The sequence below is a fragment of the Pedobacter sp. NEAU-ZC8 genome, assembly GCF_059278965.1.
The window spans coordinates 1-18,021 of record NZ_JCAJXC010000008.1 but is presented as its reverse complement, the minus strand read 5'-3'; the positions used below and the strand labels follow the sequence as shown (position 1 = coordinate 18,021).

11 protein-coding genes are annotated in these 18,021 nt (G+C 46.1%); 6 read left to right on the top strand and 5 right to left on the bottom strand.

All coding sequences use genetic code 11. From position 1 onward, the window contains the following. Nucleotides 1-109 precede the first annotated feature (109 nt). Together AC5WJX_RS08080 and AC5WJX_RS08075 are read left to right on the top strand one after the other, a co-directional pair. Nucleotides 110-3,295, top strand: a complete 3,186-nt coding sequence (locus AC5WJX_RS08080; RefSeq protein ID WP_494484109.1) for a LamG-like jellyroll fold domain-containing protein — start codon at nt 110-112, stop codon at nt 3,293-3,295. Nucleotides 3,296-3,315: 20 nt separating this feature from the next. Beyond that, complete coding sequence (locus AC5WJX_RS08075) at nt 3,316-3,522, top strand: hypothetical protein (protein WP_494484108.1); 207 nt, start codon at nt 3,316-3,318, stop codon at nt 3,520-3,522. A gap of 10 nt (nt 3,523-3,532) precedes the next feature. Here the strand turns inward: AC5WJX_RS08075 and AC5WJX_RS08070 are convergent, their stop codons facing one another. Genes AC5WJX_RS08070 through AC5WJX_RS08055 form a run of 4 tightly spaced genes read right to left on the bottom strand, consistent with a single transcriptional unit; the run spans nt 3,533 to nt 9,962 of the window. Beyond that, nucleotides 3,533-4,396 (bottom strand): N-acetylglucosamine kinase, encoded by an 864-nt coding sequence (locus AC5WJX_RS08070; protein WP_494484107.1) that lies wholly within the window; start codon nt 4,394-4,396, stop codon nt 3,533-3,535. An 18-nt stretch (nt 4,397-4,414) separates the two neighbouring features. Continuing rightward, nucleotides 4,415-5,761 carry a TolC family protein gene (locus AC5WJX_RS08065; RefSeq protein WP_440431646.1) on the bottom strand — a complete coding sequence of 449 codons (1,347 nt, stop codon included), beginning with the start codon at nt 5,759-5,761 and terminating at the stop codon, nt 4,415-4,417. A gap of 6 nt (nt 5,762-5,767) precedes the next feature. Further along, complete coding sequence (locus tag AC5WJX_RS08060; RefSeq protein WP_494484106.1) at nt 5,768-8,884, bottom strand: efflux RND transporter permease subunit; 3,117 nt, start codon at nt 8,882-8,884, stop codon at nt 5,768-5,770. Nucleotides 8,885-8,894: 10 nt separating this feature from the next. Next, the gene (locus AC5WJX_RS08055; RefSeq protein WP_440431650.1) at nt 8,895-9,962 is read right to left on the bottom strand and encodes an efflux RND transporter periplasmic adaptor subunit; all 1,068 of its coding nucleotides are present in this window, start codon (nt 9,960-9,962) and stop codon (nt 8,895-8,897) included. Between the two features lie 146 nt (nt 9,963-10,108). Between AC5WJX_RS08055 and AC5WJX_RS08050 the strand changes: the two genes are divergently transcribed. Further along, on the top strand, nt 10,109-11,902 hold the full coding sequence (locus AC5WJX_RS08050) for a M61 family metallopeptidase (protein ID WP_494484105.1): 1,794 nt from the start codon (nt 10,109-10,111) through the stop codon (nt 11,900-11,902). 77 nt (nt 11,903-11,979) lie between these two features. Here the strand turns inward: AC5WJX_RS08050 and AC5WJX_RS08045 are convergent, their stop codons facing one another. Beyond that, on the bottom strand, nt 11,980-12,459 hold the full coding sequence (locus AC5WJX_RS08045; protein ID WP_440431654.1) for a hypothetical protein: 480 nt from the start codon (nt 12,457-12,459) through the stop codon (nt 11,980-11,982). Nucleotides 12,460-12,680: 221 nt separating this feature from the next. On the opposite strand from AC5WJX_RS08045, the gene AC5WJX_RS08040 reads away from it, so the two are divergent. From AC5WJX_RS08040 to AC5WJX_RS08030, 3 genes are all read left to right on the top strand, one after another. Further along, nucleotides 12,681-14,453 (top strand): AMP-dependent synthetase/ligase, encoded by a 1,773-nt coding sequence (locus tag AC5WJX_RS08040; protein WP_494484104.1) that lies wholly within the window; start codon nt 12,681-12,683, stop codon nt 14,451-14,453. Then, nucleotides 14,431-16,161, top strand: coding sequence for a gamma-glutamyltransferase (gene ggt / locus AC5WJX_RS08035; RefSeq protein WP_494484103.1), 1,731 nt, complete (start codon nt 14,431-14,433; stop codon nt 16,159-16,161). The genes AC5WJX_RS08040 and ggt overlap by 23 nt, the downstream gene beginning before the upstream one ends. A gap of 620 nt (nt 16,162-16,781) precedes the next feature. After that, nucleotides 16,782-17,978: an endo-1,4-beta-xylanase gene (locus AC5WJX_RS08030; RefSeq protein WP_494482823.1), complete on the top strand. Its 1,197-nt coding sequence runs from the start codon at nt 16,782-16,784 to the stop codon at nt 17,976-17,978. The last annotated feature ends 43 nt before the right edge of the window (nt 17,979-18,021 follow it).

The following is an 18,021-nucleotide window of genomic DNA, read 5'->3' as shown; positions in this document are numbered from 1 at the left end:
GAAATTACTAATAATTATTTCCAAATTATAGGGCTGGTAATCTGATATTTCAATTCTGCAACCTTTCTGAGTGCTTCCTGCGCTGGAATAAGTACCATTGAAATATCAAATGGCTAAGATCTGTAAATTGTTTCTGCTTCTTGTCTTTACCGGTTTTCAGGTAAGTGCCCAGGCTTGGTTGCCAGGATATAATTATCGTAAGAAGATTACGATCCATAAAGAATTTGTGGCGGGTGCGGTGAACCTGGAGAACTTTCCTCTGCTGGTTGCATTGGAGGATCCTGACCTCCGGTATGTAGCAGGAGACTGTTCCGGGAATAAGATCTCCGGCAGCAAGGGCCGTGATTTTGCTTTTACGCTGGTGACTGCCGCAGCGACACCTTTAAGCTATCAGCTGGATCACTATGAGGCGGCGAGCGGTAAGCTGTTGAGCTGGGTACGACTGCCATCACTTGCGGCGGCGGGAACTGCTACCGCAGCTACGGAAATCTATCTCTATTACGGGTCCAATAACATTCACTTTCCCAACGCTGCAGCATCACAGTTCACCTGGAACAATGATCAGGATCGAATATGGCACATGAATGCAGCGCCTTCAGGCGTTCCCATTGAAAATGCTGCCCGCAGTGTAGCAGCGGAAGCTTTGCGACCAAGCAACAATATGACTGCCTCCAACTATGTACCCGGAAAGATAGGAAGTGCCATACAGTTGAATGGCAGCAACCAGCAGCTGAGCGCGGGGAAAATTAACAGCACCAATTTCTTTATGTCCTGCTGGATCAAATTTACCGCAGCCAACCGCGAGCAGGTGATCCTCAGCACAGACAGCGCTGCTTTTGGGGGTTATGTCTTGAAGCTGGAAGCATCAGGGCGCCTGTCGCAGGAAACACGGACGAATTCATCAACTTCAGTTAAACTGTCAACGCTGATCATGGTGCCGGATCGCTGGTATCATTTAACGAGCCAGTCTTATCAGGGGCGAAGGGACATTTACATAGATGGGGTAAACTATGCTGTCGGTTTAGGTAGTTTTGCCTCGAAGCTGGGCGGCAGCCTGGTGGTAGGCTCCAGTAAGGTTCAAGATAAGTATTTCGGCGGCATCATAGACGAATTGAGGATACAGACCTTCAATGCAAGCCCCGAATGGATCATGACCAATTATATCAACCAGCGAGACCCTGCAGCCTTTTATGCGGTGTCTGCAGAAGAGTCAAATGTAGAACTGCTGCGTACGGGCATGGTATTCAGTAATGTGCTGAATCAATCATGGGCCGAACCATCAAACTGGAGTAGCAAGGAAGTGCCGGAAAACTATGAACAAGTGATTATTGGTCAGGGTGCAAAGCTAAGGGATGGAATACCTGAGGGATTAAGCTTGAATAGATTAACCCTGGAACGAGATGCGATAATGCTGCTGGGGCAGCCCATGGAAGTGCTTTGTGACTCCAGGCTGGATTCGGGGGCCAGGCTTAGCATAAATGAGGGCGCCTACCTGCAGCTCGATGCCAGTCTGATTAATCATGGCCTGTTGGAAAGCAATGCGGAGGCACAATCCGGTGGACTACGGGTTGCAGGTGCTGCTTCGCAATTCGTTTTTGGTTCGGGGCATATCGCCGTACAGGAGCTCTTGCTGGATAAGGCAAGTACTTCCGCGGTGCTAAAGTTAGAACAGCCAGTTGACGTGTTCGGCTATGTGCAGACGAAAATGGGCGTACTGAATTCCAATGGTCATTTAACCCTGAAGCATACCGGTACCGCGAAGCAAGGTTTTTTATGGCCGATCTCGACGCCGCCTGAAGCGGCGGTTATCGGGGAGGTCAATGTGGAGCAACATGTTGCAGGTGCCTTTCCTGCGCCTGCAACCGCCCGGGGTTGGCGCCTGTGGAGCTCGCCGGTTTATCATGGATCGGGTGCAGACTTGTCCTACTATCATTTGTTTGATCTCAAAGCTGCCTTGTTTGTAACTGGTCCGGGTGGAATGCGGAATGACTTCGATGATTCTCCGCAGAACGGACACACGATTTATACCCACAATCAGGCGCTGACCGGCACACTCTCGCAGAAGTATAGCGGGATCCCGGTGATGAACACAACCGTTGATGTGGGTAGAGGCATCTATGTGTTTTCGCGTGGTGACCGGCTTGTGCCTGATGCTTATGCCAGGCAAGTCCAGACCGCCCCGTTTGAAAGCCCTGGATCTTACACCATCAAGCATAAAGGGCTCCTGTTTCAGGAAAGTTTGCATATGGAGCTCCAGAACCGCAACATGGGGGAACCGGGTGATGGCTTCCATCTGCTGGGGAATCCATATGCAGCAGTGCTTAGCTGGTCGGATTTGCAGCGAGAAAATCTGAGCCCATACGTCTGGAAATTCAACCCCTTGAATAATGCATACGATGTGACAGATGATCCAAATACCAGGATCAAGGCTGCTGAAGGATTCTTTGTAAAAGTACTGAACGGACAGGGCAGGGGCAGCATTGACTTTAGCCCCGGGCATGCGGATGAAACGATCTCCGGGAGATCAAATAGACGTTTGGCTACAGTGGAACATCATGCTACGCAGCATGCAGCTGATGGTAAGATCCGTGTCGTGCTGGCAAGAGAGGCTTTTGAGCAGCAATATACCCTGGTGTTGTCGACCCTGGGCAACAATGATGTCGATGACCGGGATGCAACTGCGCTGGGCGTCGGTTATGTAAGTGTTGCCGGACTTGCCGGTGCTGAAACAAAGCTTTCGGTAGATACGCGTGCAAAACCCGAAAGGCGACTGCTGGAGGTGCCATTGTACGTGAAAGGGTATGTAACAGGTAAATACCAGTTGCGCATATCGGGCATTGGAACACTGGAGGCCGGCACGACGTTGATCCTGGCAGACCGCTATCTGCGTACCCAGAAGGTCCTGTCCGAAGATCAAGTGTATGAGTTTGACTTAAATACGGCAGTAGCGGAAAGTTTCGGTGAACATCGTTTCGTATTGATGCTCAAACCATCGAAGCTTGAACTGCAGCCGGAAACCGATACAGCTGGCGAGGAGCTTGAGTTGCTGATTTACCCTAATCCTTTCTACAGTAGTTTCGAACTGAAGCTTCCCGGTATGGTGCGTTTCAGGATGGAACTGCGTCTACGGGATCTGATGGGACGGCTGCTCCTGCGACGCAACTTCGGCTGGCTGAATGGTGCGGAAGTGCTGCAGGTAGATACGCCCGGTATTGGATCCGGACTCTACCTGGTGGAATTGATCAATCTGGATACGAATCGACCGGTGAAAACCTTGAGGATCATTAAACGCTGAAACCACATAAATTAGAGATTATGGTAATTACTCCACTGCTCCCCGTCAACCTACAGATTTGGACACTGATCTTACTGCAAGCAGCAGGGATGGACGATCCAGGCATGCCCGGGGGAGACCCTGATCTGCCGGAAACACCGCTGGATGCTGGTGTTTACATCCTGATCATTATCACGCTGCTTTATGGTGTATGGAAGATCCGCAGGTCGAAGCGTCCAACAGTTTGACTGCTCCCAGTTAGTCTGCCGCCAGCTGAATACCTTCCTTGTGCAGGATGTAGTTGAAAATGCCATGGATCGGTTTCTGATAGATGTTGCCAATTTTCACATCATTCTCCTGGCAAACTGCTCTTAGTACGTCCTGATAAAAATAAGCGATGGATCCAATAAAATGGCAGTTCAGATTTTTGTAGTCTGCGTAATCCTTGATGTTTGTGTCTACAAATTCCTGGAAGCCCGCGCGCAGAACCTCCACAATAAATGGATGACTCAGGTTGCTGGCCATAAATCTGCTAAGCGAAGCCAGGTAGATGTTTGGAAATGGCCGTTGATATACATTGGTGATTACGCTTTCTTTATTGATGTCGTAGGTTTCTGCGAATGCTTTACCAAGCTTCTCCGGCATGGAGCCATACAGGTAAGAGGTCACGAGTTTACGGCCAAAGTAAGTTCCGGAGCCCTCATCACCAAGCACGTAACCAAGACCATGCCTGCTGTCGTGTACATGTTTTCCATCGAAGTAAGAAATGTTTGAACCCGTACCAAGAATGCAGGATAATCCTTTCTCATCACCACATGTTGCATAAGCGGAGCCTACAAGGTCATTGTCTACACTGATGAAAGCTTTCTTAAAGAATAGTGACAAGCCATTGGATACCACCTCATGTTTGTCCGGCGAGGAACTTCCAGCACCGAAAAAGTAGATCTCCTGTACTTTGGAAGCATAAGGTGCAAATTCTTCCTTTTTTGCAAGTACCTTATAGATCTCCTGTTCATTCAGGAAGTAGGGATTTATGCCTTTGGTGTTGAAAGTGATAATTTCTCCATTATCATAACCCATCCAGTCTGTTTTCGAGGAACCGCTGTCAGCTACTAATATCATGCGTTAAAAATAATAATCTTATTGAACATTTAGGGTTCCGCTGATTTCTTTCAGACTGATCTCGGTGATCTTTGCCTGGTACTCAGCATCTAATAGTCGGGTAATGGCATTGATGGAGTTTCGCTGAGCCTCACGCAGTTCTAGTGGAGATATGCTACCCAGGCGATATTTCTCTAAGGTGATTTCCAGGTTCTGATCTGCAACCTGCACGTTGCCAGACTCGACTTTAAGCAGGTCGAGATTGGTCATATAATTCTGGTAGGTAGAAATCAACTGTGCATTGATGGTCTGTCTGGTTCGTTCGAGGTCGAGCACTGAAGAGCTGATGGAAACCTTCGCATTGCGTTCATTTTGTCTTTGGAGAAAGCCGTTGAAGATGTTTACACTGGCAGAAAGTCCGTAGGTGAGTCCATTAGACTGGATTTTCTGGTTAAATCCGGTAGGGCTGGTACTTCGGGACACCTGGTAGCCACTATTTACGGCAATGACCGGATACCGCTGGCCTTTGATCTGCTTGAGGTTGAGCTCGGCGATCTTCTTGTTGATAAATGCGTTCTGCAGACTTGGGTTGAGCTGCTGTGTCTTTTCTGCAAGATCCTGCAAGACCAGGTTGTTCTGGATATTCATGTCTTCATCTACCTTAAATTCGATGTTAAGGTCCCGGGCCATGATCTGGTTCAGGGTAACCATGGATGTTTTCAACAGGTTTTTTTCCTGTAAATAAGATGAGGTATCGGTATTAAAATCTACAATGGCTGTTAGCACGTCCAGCTTGGAGCCACGGCCGATCTGCAGCTTGTTTTCCGCTATGCGACGTCTTAATCTGGAGATCTCCATGGCACTGTCTTTGGCTACAACAAGCTGCTGCTGGCGTACCATGGCGTAATAGGCATTAACGACATCAGCGATGGTAGTTAGGATCACAGCTTTTGTGTTTACTTCGCCTTGTTTCTGGAGTTCCTTCAAACGATCATAATTGGCGAACATCTGAAAGCCGTCAAAAACCGTCCAGTCGAGCGCCACCCCATAATTGAGGTTGGTGTTTTTTACGCCTGAAAGTTCTTGCTCTGGTCCTGAAGCGGGGGTACGGATGGTGTGCTGGTTACTCCCGTTGTTGGCTACACTTCCAACCAATGCAGGCAAAAAGCCTGCATTACCGACATTTGCATTGTTTTTGGCAATGAGCAGATCATTGTTGACCAATTTGATGTCGTAGTTGTTCTTTAATGCGGTATCTATAGCCTCCCTTAGCGTAAAACGCGGCAAGGAGTCGGTATTCTTATGGAGAATATTCTGTCCGTAGGTATATTGGCTTAGGCCTAAAAAGATCAGGCCCAGGATAAACATATTTATGCTGATTTTCATGCAGGATTAAACATTAACGGTTTCTAATTTCTCGCTTTCGATAGCTGCTTCCAGTGAACGGGTAAGTTCCTTGTTTTCCTTGTGCTCTTTAGACCAGTAGGAATAAATTGCAGGGATAACAAACAGGGTAAGCACCAGAGAGAAGGTGGTACCACCTACGATCACGATACCCATACCCATACGGCTTTTTGCTGCGGCACCAAGTGCCATGGCAATAGGTAAGGCGCCGATGGCGATGGCCAGACTGGTCATCAGGATCGGTCTTAACCTGGATACGGAAGCTTCCCGGATAGCCTCCTGAACGCTTTTACCCTGTTCTTTAAGCTGGTTCGCAAACTCGACGATCAGGATACCATTTTTAGTTACCAGACCGATAAGCATGATTGTGCCGATCTGGCTGAAGATGTTCCAGCTCTGACCAAAAAGCCACAACGACAGAAATGCGCCCGCAACAGCCATTGGCACCGTTAAGATAATGATGACCGGGTCTTTAAAGCTTTCAAATTGGGCGGAAAGGATCAGGTAAACCAGGAGCAAGGCCAGTCCGAATGCAAATAGGGTGTTCGAAGAACTCTCCCGGTAATCCCTTGACTCGCCACCAAGATCGGTTGAGAAGGTGTCATCGAGGACTTTCGCAGCAATTCTATCCATGGCATCCAGGCCTTCACCAATACTTACGCCTGGGGCAAGTCCTGCAGACACGGTTGCTGCAGTGAACCTGTTGTTACGGTACAACTGCGGTGGACTGCTTTCTTCTCGCTGATCAACCACGTTGTCGAGCTGAATAAGTTGTCCTTTATTGTTTCTGACGTAAACGGAACTTAGGTCCAGAGGATCTTTACGGTCTGCAACTTCAAATTGGCCAATAACCTGGTATTGTTTCCCGTTCATGAAGAAGTACGAGAAACGCTGTCCGCTTAAACCAAGCTGTAAGGCCATTCCGATGTCTTGTGCAGAAACTCCAAGGTTCTTGGCTTTGTCGCGGTTTATGGTCAGGTTGATTTCCGGCTTATTGAACTTCAGATTCACATCTGAGGTGGTGAAGCTTGGATCATTTGCGACTTCTTCCATAAACAAAGGCACTTTCTCCCGTAGCTTTTCAAAGTTCTGCGCTTGGATAATGTAGTTTATCGGTAAGCCACCCCGCCGTCCTACGGAAATTGTGGGTTGTTGCGTAACCACAACCTTTCCTTCAGAATACTTGCGGGTGATGCTGGTGAGCTTGTTGGCAATCTCCGCCTGCGGGCGCTCCCTTTCTGAAGGTTTTACCAGGCCCATTCTGAAGAATCCACCATTGGTGGATCCGCCGCCAAAGCCTGGTGAAGTGATGCTGATGTTTACGTTTGTTTCAGGAACGGAGTCTGCGATCATGGTGCCGATCTTGTTCATGAAGTTGTCTGTATAGGTGAAGGAAGCACCTTCAGGTGTACTTACGTTCATGTTGATGGCGCTGCGATCGTCATATGGTGCCGTTTCCTTTGGAATGATGTTCCAGAACAGGGCGATCATTGCCACACAGACTACGATGATTGGAATTGCTAACCAGCGACGGCTAAGGAACTTGTTTAAATTCTCTTCATAACTATCATTCAGTTTCTGGAAGTAGGGCTCGGTCATGAGGTAAAACTTCGATTTGGTATGACCGGTACTCTTCATCAGGTAAGCGTTCAGCATCGGTGTCAGGGTTAGCGACACAAATGCGGAGATGAGCACTGCGGCGCCAATTACGATACCGAACTCCCGGAAGAGCCTGCCGACGAATCCTTCCAGGAAGATCACAGGCAGGAATACTGCTGCCAGCGTAATCGAGATGGAGATCACGGCAAAGAAGATTTCATTGGAACCCTTGATTGCCGCTTCAAAGGGCGAATAGCCTTCTTCGATCTTCTTAAAGATGTTTTCGGTAACTACGATACCATCATCTACCACTAGTCCGGTAGCGAGTACAATCGCCAGCAGGGATAGTACATTGATGGAAAATCCAAAAATGTACATGATGAAAAAGGTAAAGATCAAGGATACGGGAATATCGATCAATGGCCGGAAGGCAATTGCCCAATCCCGGAAGAAAAGGTAGATGATCAGAATTACAAGGATCAACGAAAGGATGATCGTCTCTGTAACTTCGGTGATCGACATCTTGATGAACTCGGTTGTATCCAATGAAACTTCCAGTTTGATGTCTTCTGGAACATCTTTTTTCAGCTGTTCGAAGCGTTTGTAGAATTCCTCGGAGATGGCCAGGTAGTTGGCACCTGGTTGGGGAACAAGCCCCACGGCCACCATCGGTTTGCCCGATTCGCGTAATACAGTTTCCTCGTTTTCTGATCCCAGCATGGCATAACCTACGTCCTGCAGCCTGACCACGTTATTGGAGTCACTGGTAAGAATCAGGTTGTTAAATTCCTGTTCGTTGGTAAGTTTTCCTAAGGTTTTAACGATAAGCTCCGTGTTGGCACCGGTGATTTTTCCAGAGGGCAATTCTACGTTTTCGCGGTTCAGCGCATCAACCAGATCAGAGGAGGTTAATCCGTATGCTGCAAGTCTAGCCGGGTCAATGCGAATACGCATGGCATATTTTCGCTGCCCCTGGATTTGAACGCTACTTACACCAGAAATGGTTTGCAGACGTTCTGAAATGACGTTTTCCGCATAATCGCTTAATTCCATCACATTACGTTTATCGCTCTGGATGGTCATGGTGATCACGGCCTGTGAGTTAGCATCCGCCTTGCTCACTGTGGGATTGCCGTCAATATCCTTTGGCAAGCTTCTAGCTGCCTGTGACACCTTATCACGGACATCATTTGCTGCATCATCGATATTCTTGTCGAGGTTAAACTCTATCGTGATGTTACTGCTACCCTGGTTACTTGAAGATGAAATGTTGCGAATACCATCGATACCATTAATGGATTTCTCGAGCGGCTCGGTAATCTGCGATTCAATGATATCGGCGTTGGCACCCGGATAAGAGGTTCGCACGGATACAACGGTAGGGTCGATGTCGGGGAATTCCCTTACGCCCAGGAACGAGTAGCCAATGATCCCAAAAAGCAGGATCATGAGGTTCATTACAATGGCAAGAACCGGCCTTTTTATACTGGTGGTTGAAATACTCATGTTCTTTGAATTAGTTGTTTACCACAGTCACCTTTACAGGAGCATCTTCCTTTAAAGCCATGGCACCGGTGGTAAGTACCGTGTCGCCCGCCTTCAGGCCAGATGTAATTACAATTCGTTCTGCTGTTCTGGTCCCGGATTCTACCGGCACCTGTTTTGCTTTACCGCCTTTGGAGATGAAAACGGTTTTACCTTTTAGTACTGGAATAATAGCTTCATTCGGGACCATCAATGCATTCTCCACTGTACTTAGCGTAAGTCTGATCTTTGCAAATGAGCCTGGCAATAATTCATTTTTAGGATTCTGTGCAAGAGCTTTGATTGATAAGGTACGTGTTTGCGCGTTGATTGCAGGCTCAATAGCATAGACTTTGCCTTTATAGGTCTGATTTATTCCGTCTGTGTTAAAATCGACCTCTGAATTCAGTTTAATCTGGCCTGAATATTTCTCCGGGACAGAGAAGCTGATTTTAACGGGGTTGATGGCCGATAAGTTGGCGATCACCTTATTTGGGGTTAAATATTCACCAATAGAGATGTTTCGTAAGCCGATCTTACCATCAAATGGTGCGCGAATGCTTGCTTTCGCAAGTTGTGCCCGCACCAATTGCGCCTGAGCATTTAAGGATTGTAGTTCTGCCAATGCGGTATCGTATTCTTCCTGGCTTATGGCACCTTTAGCCAATAGCTGCTTTGCACGATTTTCGTTCGATTGTGATAGTTTTTGACCTGTAAGTACCTGTTGCAGCTGTGCTTGGATATCGCGGTCATTGATCTTAACCAGCAAGGTGCCTTTTTTAACATTGCTGCCTTCGGTAAAATATATCCCCGTTACCAATCCAGCGATCTCACTCTGAAGGGTTACAGATTCGTTTGCTTCGACAGAGCCGGTGACTTCCAATTCATTTTCAAATGCATCTGGCGTTACCACAATGCCGTTTACAACCATGCCGGAGCCAGAGCCACCACGGCCGCCCTTACCGGATTCGGAAATGGCTTTGTTTGCTGTAATTCGGTAATAGACAAAGTAGGCAAGTGCCACTGTAAGAAGGGCATAAACGATGTATCTGATTTTCATTTTTGAGATTGTAAATGGGATTAACAAACAAAAATATCTAAATAAGTTAGCAGGTTCATGTTGTATTAAGTATGTTACACCTCTAAATTCAATTTATTAAGGTTAAAGTAGGAGAAGTCCTATTTTTGTCGAAAAGCTGTTAAAGTATGTTTAAAAAAAAATCACTATTAGGGGTGGTCATTTTACTATCCCTTGGCCTTACGGCGAAATCGCAGGTTAAGATCGGTTTTGAAGTAAGTTTTACAGAGCCACAAGCACATTATGCTGAAGTGGAGATGAATATCTCGGGCATCAACAAGGACTACGTTGATGTTAAAATGCCGGTTTGGGCACCAGGATCTTACCTGGTAAGGGAATTTTCCAAGAATGTGGAAGGTTTCCAAGCAAGTGCTGCAGGTAAACCAGTAAAATTTGAAAAAGTTAGAAAGAACATCTGGCGGATCTATGGCGCTAAAGCGAATCAGCTAAAGATCAATTATCGCGTATATGCTTTTGAGGTTTCCGTACGTACCTCGTTCATTGATGCTTCACATGCTTTCTTGTCTTCCACAGGTATATTTATGTATCCTGAGGGGCACCTGAAATCGCCAAGTACCGTTAAGGTCATCCCTTTCAAAGGCTGGTCTAAAGTATCTACCGGACTTGAACCTGTTGCCGGACAACAATTCACTTATACTGCGAAAGACTTTGACATCCTTTATGATAGTCCCCTGGAAGTAGGTAATCAGGATATATTTGAATTTACGGCTTCTGGTGTAAAACATGAAGTTGCGATGTATGGCGGCGGTAACTACGATAAAGAACGCTTGAAAGTAGATATGGCCAAAATTGTGGAACAAGGCACGGCCATTTACGGCGAGAATCCGAATAAACACTACACTTTCATTGTGCACAACTTTGAGCGTGGCGGCGGTGGTCTGGAGCACTTAAACTCTACGGTGCTTGGTGCATCCCGTAATCAATATAACAATGAAAGAGGCTACAACGGCTTTTTAGATCTTGTTGCGCACGAATATTACCATTTATGGAATGTTAAACGCCTTAGGCCGGTGGCTTTAGGTCCGTTCGACTACGACAATGAAGTTTATACCACCAATCTATGGATTGCGGAAGGCTTCACGGCTTATTACGAGAATAAACTAACACACCGCGCAGGGTTTAATGATCAGTTAACCTTTGTCAACAAACTTGCCGGCGCAGTCGCTGCGGTAGAAAATACCCCAGGCGCAAGGGTACAGTCGGCAGCGATGGCCAGCTACGATGCCTGGATCAAACAATACCGTCCGGATGAGAACTCCAGCAACAGCTCGATTTCCTACTATAGCAAAGGTGAAGTCATTGGTTTAATGATGGACCTTGCGATCGCTCATGCCACTAAGGGTGAAAAGAGTCTTGATGATGTTATGAAAGCGATGTACCTGCAGTGCAAAGCACAAGGTAAAGGTTATACAGATGTCGAGTTCAAAGCTATGGTTGAAAAGATCAGCGGCATTAGCTTCACTGCTTTCTGGGACAAATATGTTACCGGTACAGCGCCGGCGGATTATGCCACCTACTTTGGTTATGCTGGAGTTACGGTGAAGAACGAAAATGAAGGCAAGCAAGTACCTTATCTTGGTGTAGCTTCGCGTAAAATAGAAGGACGTATGTTCATCTCGGCAGTTTCCAGGAACTCCGCTGCATGGACAGCAGGATTGAATGTAAACGATGAGCTGATCAGCATCAATGGTGTGCCTGTAGAGGCTGCGGTGGAGCGTATGCCGGAGCTGACCAGTAAAAAGGTTGGAGACGTTGTTGCGATCAAGGTTGCCAGGGATGGAAAACTGCTGGACTTTAAGGTAACGCTAAAAGCAAATCCAAACATCAAGCTGGTAGCCCAAATTGATGAAAATGCAACGCCTGCACAAAAGGCGGTGCTTAAGAGATGGGCAGGGGTGTAAACGCCCTCCATCGGACATAAAAAAAGCGGCTGGTCATTTTTCGATGACCAGCCGCTTTTTTTATGTTTAAGGTTTACTTAAAATGTAAATCGTACCGACAGACCTAAACCTGAAGAATCGAATTCTGTAGAAGGTGCAAGTTCAATTGCTGGTTTCCAATCTAAAGACAAGTTGATCGGCGCGTCAGCGAATTTGTAATCTAAACCAACTACACCGTCAAGAGAGATATAGGCTTTGTTGGTGTCGTCAAACTTCCATTTTCTCGAACCTACGGATCCACCGATACCATAGTACCAGTTCAGTCCTGGAGCACCTTGAAGCGGATTGTAGATCTCATATAGACCCGTTACTCGGAAATAAGAATAGCCGTCGTTTGATCTGAAATTTGCAATCAGGTCCAACATCTTGTTGTCGCCAAGGGTGGTTTTAAAAGTCACACCATTTGCGGTTCCAAAACGTCCACCTATGGCATTCCTGTAGCTTTGGGCATTAGAAGTACTGTAAAGGCCGATAGTGGCAATCACAGTTAAACACATCATCGTAAAAAGTTTTTTCATAATTTTTTTTAATTAAACAATCAAATTGGACGATTCAACTCTTGTGCCAGTAAATTCCGGCAGCTGCAAATGTACAATCGCCGGGGCATAAGGCCTAATATAAAGGGGGGCGATTTAAGATTCTGAAGGGGGTAGACAGCGTTAATGCAAGCATTCCGGAGATTTTAATACATTGATTATTTTGTTAGATTTGAGATACACCAAATATTTAAGTAAACTTTATGGGAACAACAGTCACACGGGTATTTGATATTCTAAACTATAACATCGAGAATTTCCCTAAAGATGATTTCGTCAGCGGAAAGGTTAATGCAGTATGGAAATCTTATAGTACTCAAGCCTTTTGCGAAACGGTCGACCGGCTAAGCAGAGGCTTAGTTAAACTTGGCATGGGAAAAGGTTCCAGAATTGCAGTGATGTCACCGAACAGGCCTGAATGGAACATTGCTGATTTCGCTATTATGCAACTTGGTGCTTACCAGATTCCATTGTATCCGACCCTTGCTGCTCAGGATATTAGCTTTATAATTAAGGATGCTGAGGTTGACTTGATCTTCGTTGCGGATGAAGCTTTGTATTTGAAGGTTAAAGCTGTTATTGATGCTTTAGATATTCCAATTGAGGTCTATAGTTTTGATCAGGTTTCTGGTGTGCCGCATTGGTCGGCCTTGGAGCAGGCTGGTATGGCTGCCGCAGAAATTGATCTGGAGCCCTACCGGCAAGCAGTTACGCCGGAAGATATTTTAACGCTGATCTACACTTCGGGAACGACGGGTACACCCAAAGGCGTGATGCTAACCCACAATAATCTGGTGCAGAACTTTAAAAATTGCGCCAAGATCTTTCCTTCAGGGGTACACCGGGTGTTGAGTTTCCTGCCTTTGTCGCACATTTTTGAACGCATGATTGTTTACGTATACTTTTATACCGATGCCGCTGTGTATTATGCGGAGAGTATGGACACCATTGTAGCAGATATTCAACATGTGAAGCCACACGGCTTTTCTACCGTACCGCGCCTGTTGGAGAAAGTGTACGATAAGATTATGGAGAAAGGGAAGGAGCTTGCCGGCCTAAAACGGAAGATCTTCGATTGGTCGGTCTCAGAGGCGGAGAAATTCGAATTCTCCAATGGCTGGTTCTATAAGATGAAACTGAACATCGCCAGGAAACTTGTGTTTAAAAAATGGCAGGCGGCGCTTGGCGGTGAGATTATTGTCATTGTTTCTGGTGGTGCAGCCTTAAACCCGAGGCTAGCCAGGATCTTTTGGGCTGCAGGTATGCCGGTTTTCGAAGGGTATGGGCTAACGGAAACGTCACCAGTAATTACGGTAAACCATTTCGATCATACCATGTTTGGTAGTGTAGGTCCGGTAATTGATGGGGTAGAGGTGAAAATTGCGGAAGATGGCGAGGTGCTCACACGCGGGCACAATGTGATGAAAGGCTATTACAATCGTCCTGACCAGACTGCAGAAACGATTGATGCGTCGGGTTGGTTTCATACAGGCGATATCGGTGAGCTGGTCGATGGGAAGTTCCTGAAGATCACGGACCGGAAAAAGGAGATCTTTAAAACTGCCGGTGGCAAGTACGTTGCACCGCAGATTTTGGAGAATAAATTTAAAGAAGCACTGCTGGTGGAGCAGGTGATGGTATTGGGTGAAAACAGGAAATTTCCTGCTGCGCTAATTGTTCCTAACTTTGCGGCACTCAAAAACTGGGCTGCTGAAAAGGGGATCTCTTATGAAAGCAATCATCAGCTGATCGAAGCACCGCAGGTGCTCGAGAAGTATCAGCAGATTGTGCAGGAAACCTGCAAAGATTTTGGTAAGTGGGAACAAGTGAAGCGTTTTCATTTACTCGAAAAAGAATGGACCATTGAAGGTGCTGAGCTTACACCTAAACTAAGTTTGAAGCGGAAAGTCATCCTGGAAAAAAACAAGGATGCGATAGAGGAAATATATAGAAATGCAGAAAGTTACAAGATTTAGGGCAGTTGTATGGGTGGTTACCGCCATGCTTCTTCCCGCAGTAGTACAAACCGGTTGTTCAAGCCGTAAATCGGGACTAAGCACTGGCTCGGAAATACATAAAAGTGTTGAAGCCCCCCGGGGCATGGTTGTTACAGCAAGTGAATATGCTTCGCAAGTGGGCCTTGATGTACTTAAAAATGGCGGTAACGCCGTAGATGCAACGGTGGCGGTGCAGTTTGCGTTAGCAGTGGTTTATCCGAATGCCGGAAATATCGGTGGCGGTGGATTTATGGTTTATCGTAGTGCAGCGGGCGAAACCAGTACGCTGGACTACCGCGAAAAGGCGGCTTCTCAGGCTAGCCGCGACATGTACCTGGACAATGCAGGTAATGCAATCGTTGAAAAAAGCCTTTATGGCAGTCTTGCTGCAGGTGTGCCCGGCTCCGTTGCCGGTATGGTTGAAGCGCATAAAAAATACGGTAAGATGAAGTGGTCTGCGCTTGTGGAGCCCGCGGTTCAGCTTGCCAGAAAAGGATTCAGGATCTCTGCCAGGCAAGCCCGGGAATTGAATGGCTTACAAGAACGGCTGAAGCAGCTCAATCCGATGGGTACAGCGCTGATCAAAGATAACTGGACCGAGGGAGATTTGCTGATGCAGCCTGAGCTCGCATTTACCATGGAGCAAATCCGGGATAAAGGTCGCGCAGGGTTCTATGAAGGTCCGGTTGCTGACGCTATTGTTGCGCAGATGAAGCAGGATGGGGGCATTATCTCTAAAGAAGATCTTAAGAATTACCATGCCGTTTGGCGTGATGCCGTCACCGGAAGTTATAAAGATTTTAAGGTTATCACCATGCCGCCGCCCTCTAGCGGTGGAATTGCCTTAATTCAGCTGTTGAAGTCTGTGGAGGCATTTCCATTAAAACGTTGGGGATTCAATAGAGACTCGACGATTCAAGTTATGGTAGAAGCAGAACGTAGGGTTTATGCCGACCGTGCCGCTCACCTGGGTGACCCCGATTTTTACAAGGTTCCTTCAAAGGCGTTAATGTCTGATGCCTATATTAAACAGCGTATGGCAGACTTCAGCTGGGCGCGTGCAACACCAAGTAGCGCTATAGCTGCAGGAGAAATTGCTCCGGCGGAACATGAAGAGACAACACACTTCTCTATTGTTGATGCTGAAGGTAACGCGGTGTCGAGTACCACAACGTTGAATGGTTCCTATGGCGCTGTTGTGGTTGTTAAAGGAGCTGGATTTTTGCTGAACAACGAGATGGACGACTTTTCCGTGAAACCGGGATCACCGAATATGTACGGCTTAGTAGGTGGTGAAGCAAATTCCATCGCGCCGAATAAACGAATGCTGAGTTCTATGACCCCAACCATTCTGGAGAAAGACGGCAAGCTGTACATGGTGGTTGGCACACCTGGCGGTTCTACAATCATTACTTCGGTATTCCAGACGATCCTGAATGTTGTGGAGTTTGATCAGGATATGCAGACTGCCGTAGATGCTAAAAAGTTTCATCACCAGTGGTTGCCTGACGAGGTGGCTTATGAGGCTGAGGCAATTGATAGTCTTACCTTAGATAAGCTTAAAGAAAAGGGGTACAAAATGGTACCACGTGGCCCTATTGGTCGTGTTGACGCGATACTTAAGATTAAATCAGGTTATCAGGGCGGTGCAGATCCGCGTGGTGATGATAAGGCAATGGGATTTTAATCTTCTTATCATTCCATTAGCCTTGCTGACCAAGGCTTACAAAGCTCCTCCATGCGAGGAGCTTTTTTTATTTTGCGTTGCGCGAAAAATCCCCGTACCGAGCAGTATTTTCCCAACTTTACTCATTTTACGCGTTTTTCACGCAGGATTTACTTTTGGACAGCGCTAAAATAGGGTTGAAATTCCTTGTTTTTGGCTGTTTTTGGCTGGTTTTCTTGGGTTCGTGAAAATATTTTTAAATTTTTTCCTCCGGATGATAGTGTAGGTCTGCGTTAAACCGCATATGTGCTGGTTGTAATCTCCTCAGTTTTTGATTATGGCGGGGTGTTGGTTAATCTATTAATTTTTAGTTAGTTGGATGATAATTCTGGCGGCTTTTAGTTAAGGATGCTTAACCATAAGTATTGGTTTTTATGGATGGTATTTGGTTGTTTTGTGCTGCTTTGGTGGGGGATGCTGGGGGCTTAGTGTATTTTTTAGGGGCTTACAGTAATCAAATACGTAGCCAAAAGGTGTATATACCGTATAAATATTTTTAAATATGGTATAAATCCCAAAATGTTGCGTAATATTGCATTGTCAAACAACAACAAAAACATCACCCTATAAAATCACACAAAATGAGGTCTACCAGCCCAATCACAAACAACAAATTCAAAGCAGCAGCATTAGCACTAGCTTTATTCGCAACCACTTTCACCGCATGTAAGAAATCCGCAGATGAGGATTTTGCACCACAGGAGTCCGTAAATCAAAGTGAAACCGTAGTTTCCACAGATGACCTGGGAGAAACCGCAGAGAAAGGCAGCTACCACTTAAAAGACCATACTTTAAAAGGAACCTTCAAGTTTCCGATTGGTGCGGCAGTAGTAAAAGAGTTACTTGATGATCCTTTGTATGCTAAAACCTTAGTTAAAGACTTCTCCAGACTAAGTTCTGAAAGTAACTTTAAATGGGGTGCTGTGCACCCGTCAATTGACAAGTATACTTTTGCAAAAGCGGACGCAATTGTAGCCTTTGCAGAAAAGAACAACATGAAAGTTCATGGCCACACCTTGCTTTGGGCACATGATGGAAATGAACCGCAATGGGTTAAGAATTTTCAAGGTGATAAAGCAGCTTGGGAGAAATTGATGAAGGACCACATCACCACTGTTATGACACACTTCAAAGGTCGTGTACAATCTTGGGATGTTGTAAATGAGCCAGTTAAAGAAGGTGGTGTTTATACCAACAGCATCTGGTACCGTAAGCTTGGTAAGGACTGGGTAATCAAAGCCTTCAAATACGCTCAGGCAGCGGATCCAAAAGCCAAACTTTTCTTGAATGACTATGGCCAGGAGTATGGTGGCAAGAAAATGCAGGAGCTTTTGAATATTGTAGATGAAGCCAGGAAACAAGGTGTTACCATTCATGGTATGGGCTTTCAATTGCACACAGTATTGCGGATGGAAACCAAGCTTATAAACAACAATTTAAAATTGGCAGCAGATAAGGGATTATTGATACATATTTCTGAGTTGGACATCTCTGTGAAATATGGCATGCCGAAAACCTTCCCGCTTAGCGATGCAATGGCAAGGGCACAAGGCGCTAAGTTCAAAGAGATTGTTGCAGGTTACCTGAATACTGTTCCTAAAGCGCAACAATGGGGTATCACCACCTGGGGTGTATCAGATAAAACTTCGTATTTCAATAAAGGATATGTAAACGCTGATCACGACTATCCATTATTATTCGGAAAAGACTACAAAGCGAAATGGGCTTACAGGGGTTTCATTGAAGCAGGTCTGAACAGATATCCAGGTTCATTCTAAAAAGAAAACATTAATAAATGCTTATAGGGAAGGTGGCTCAGCG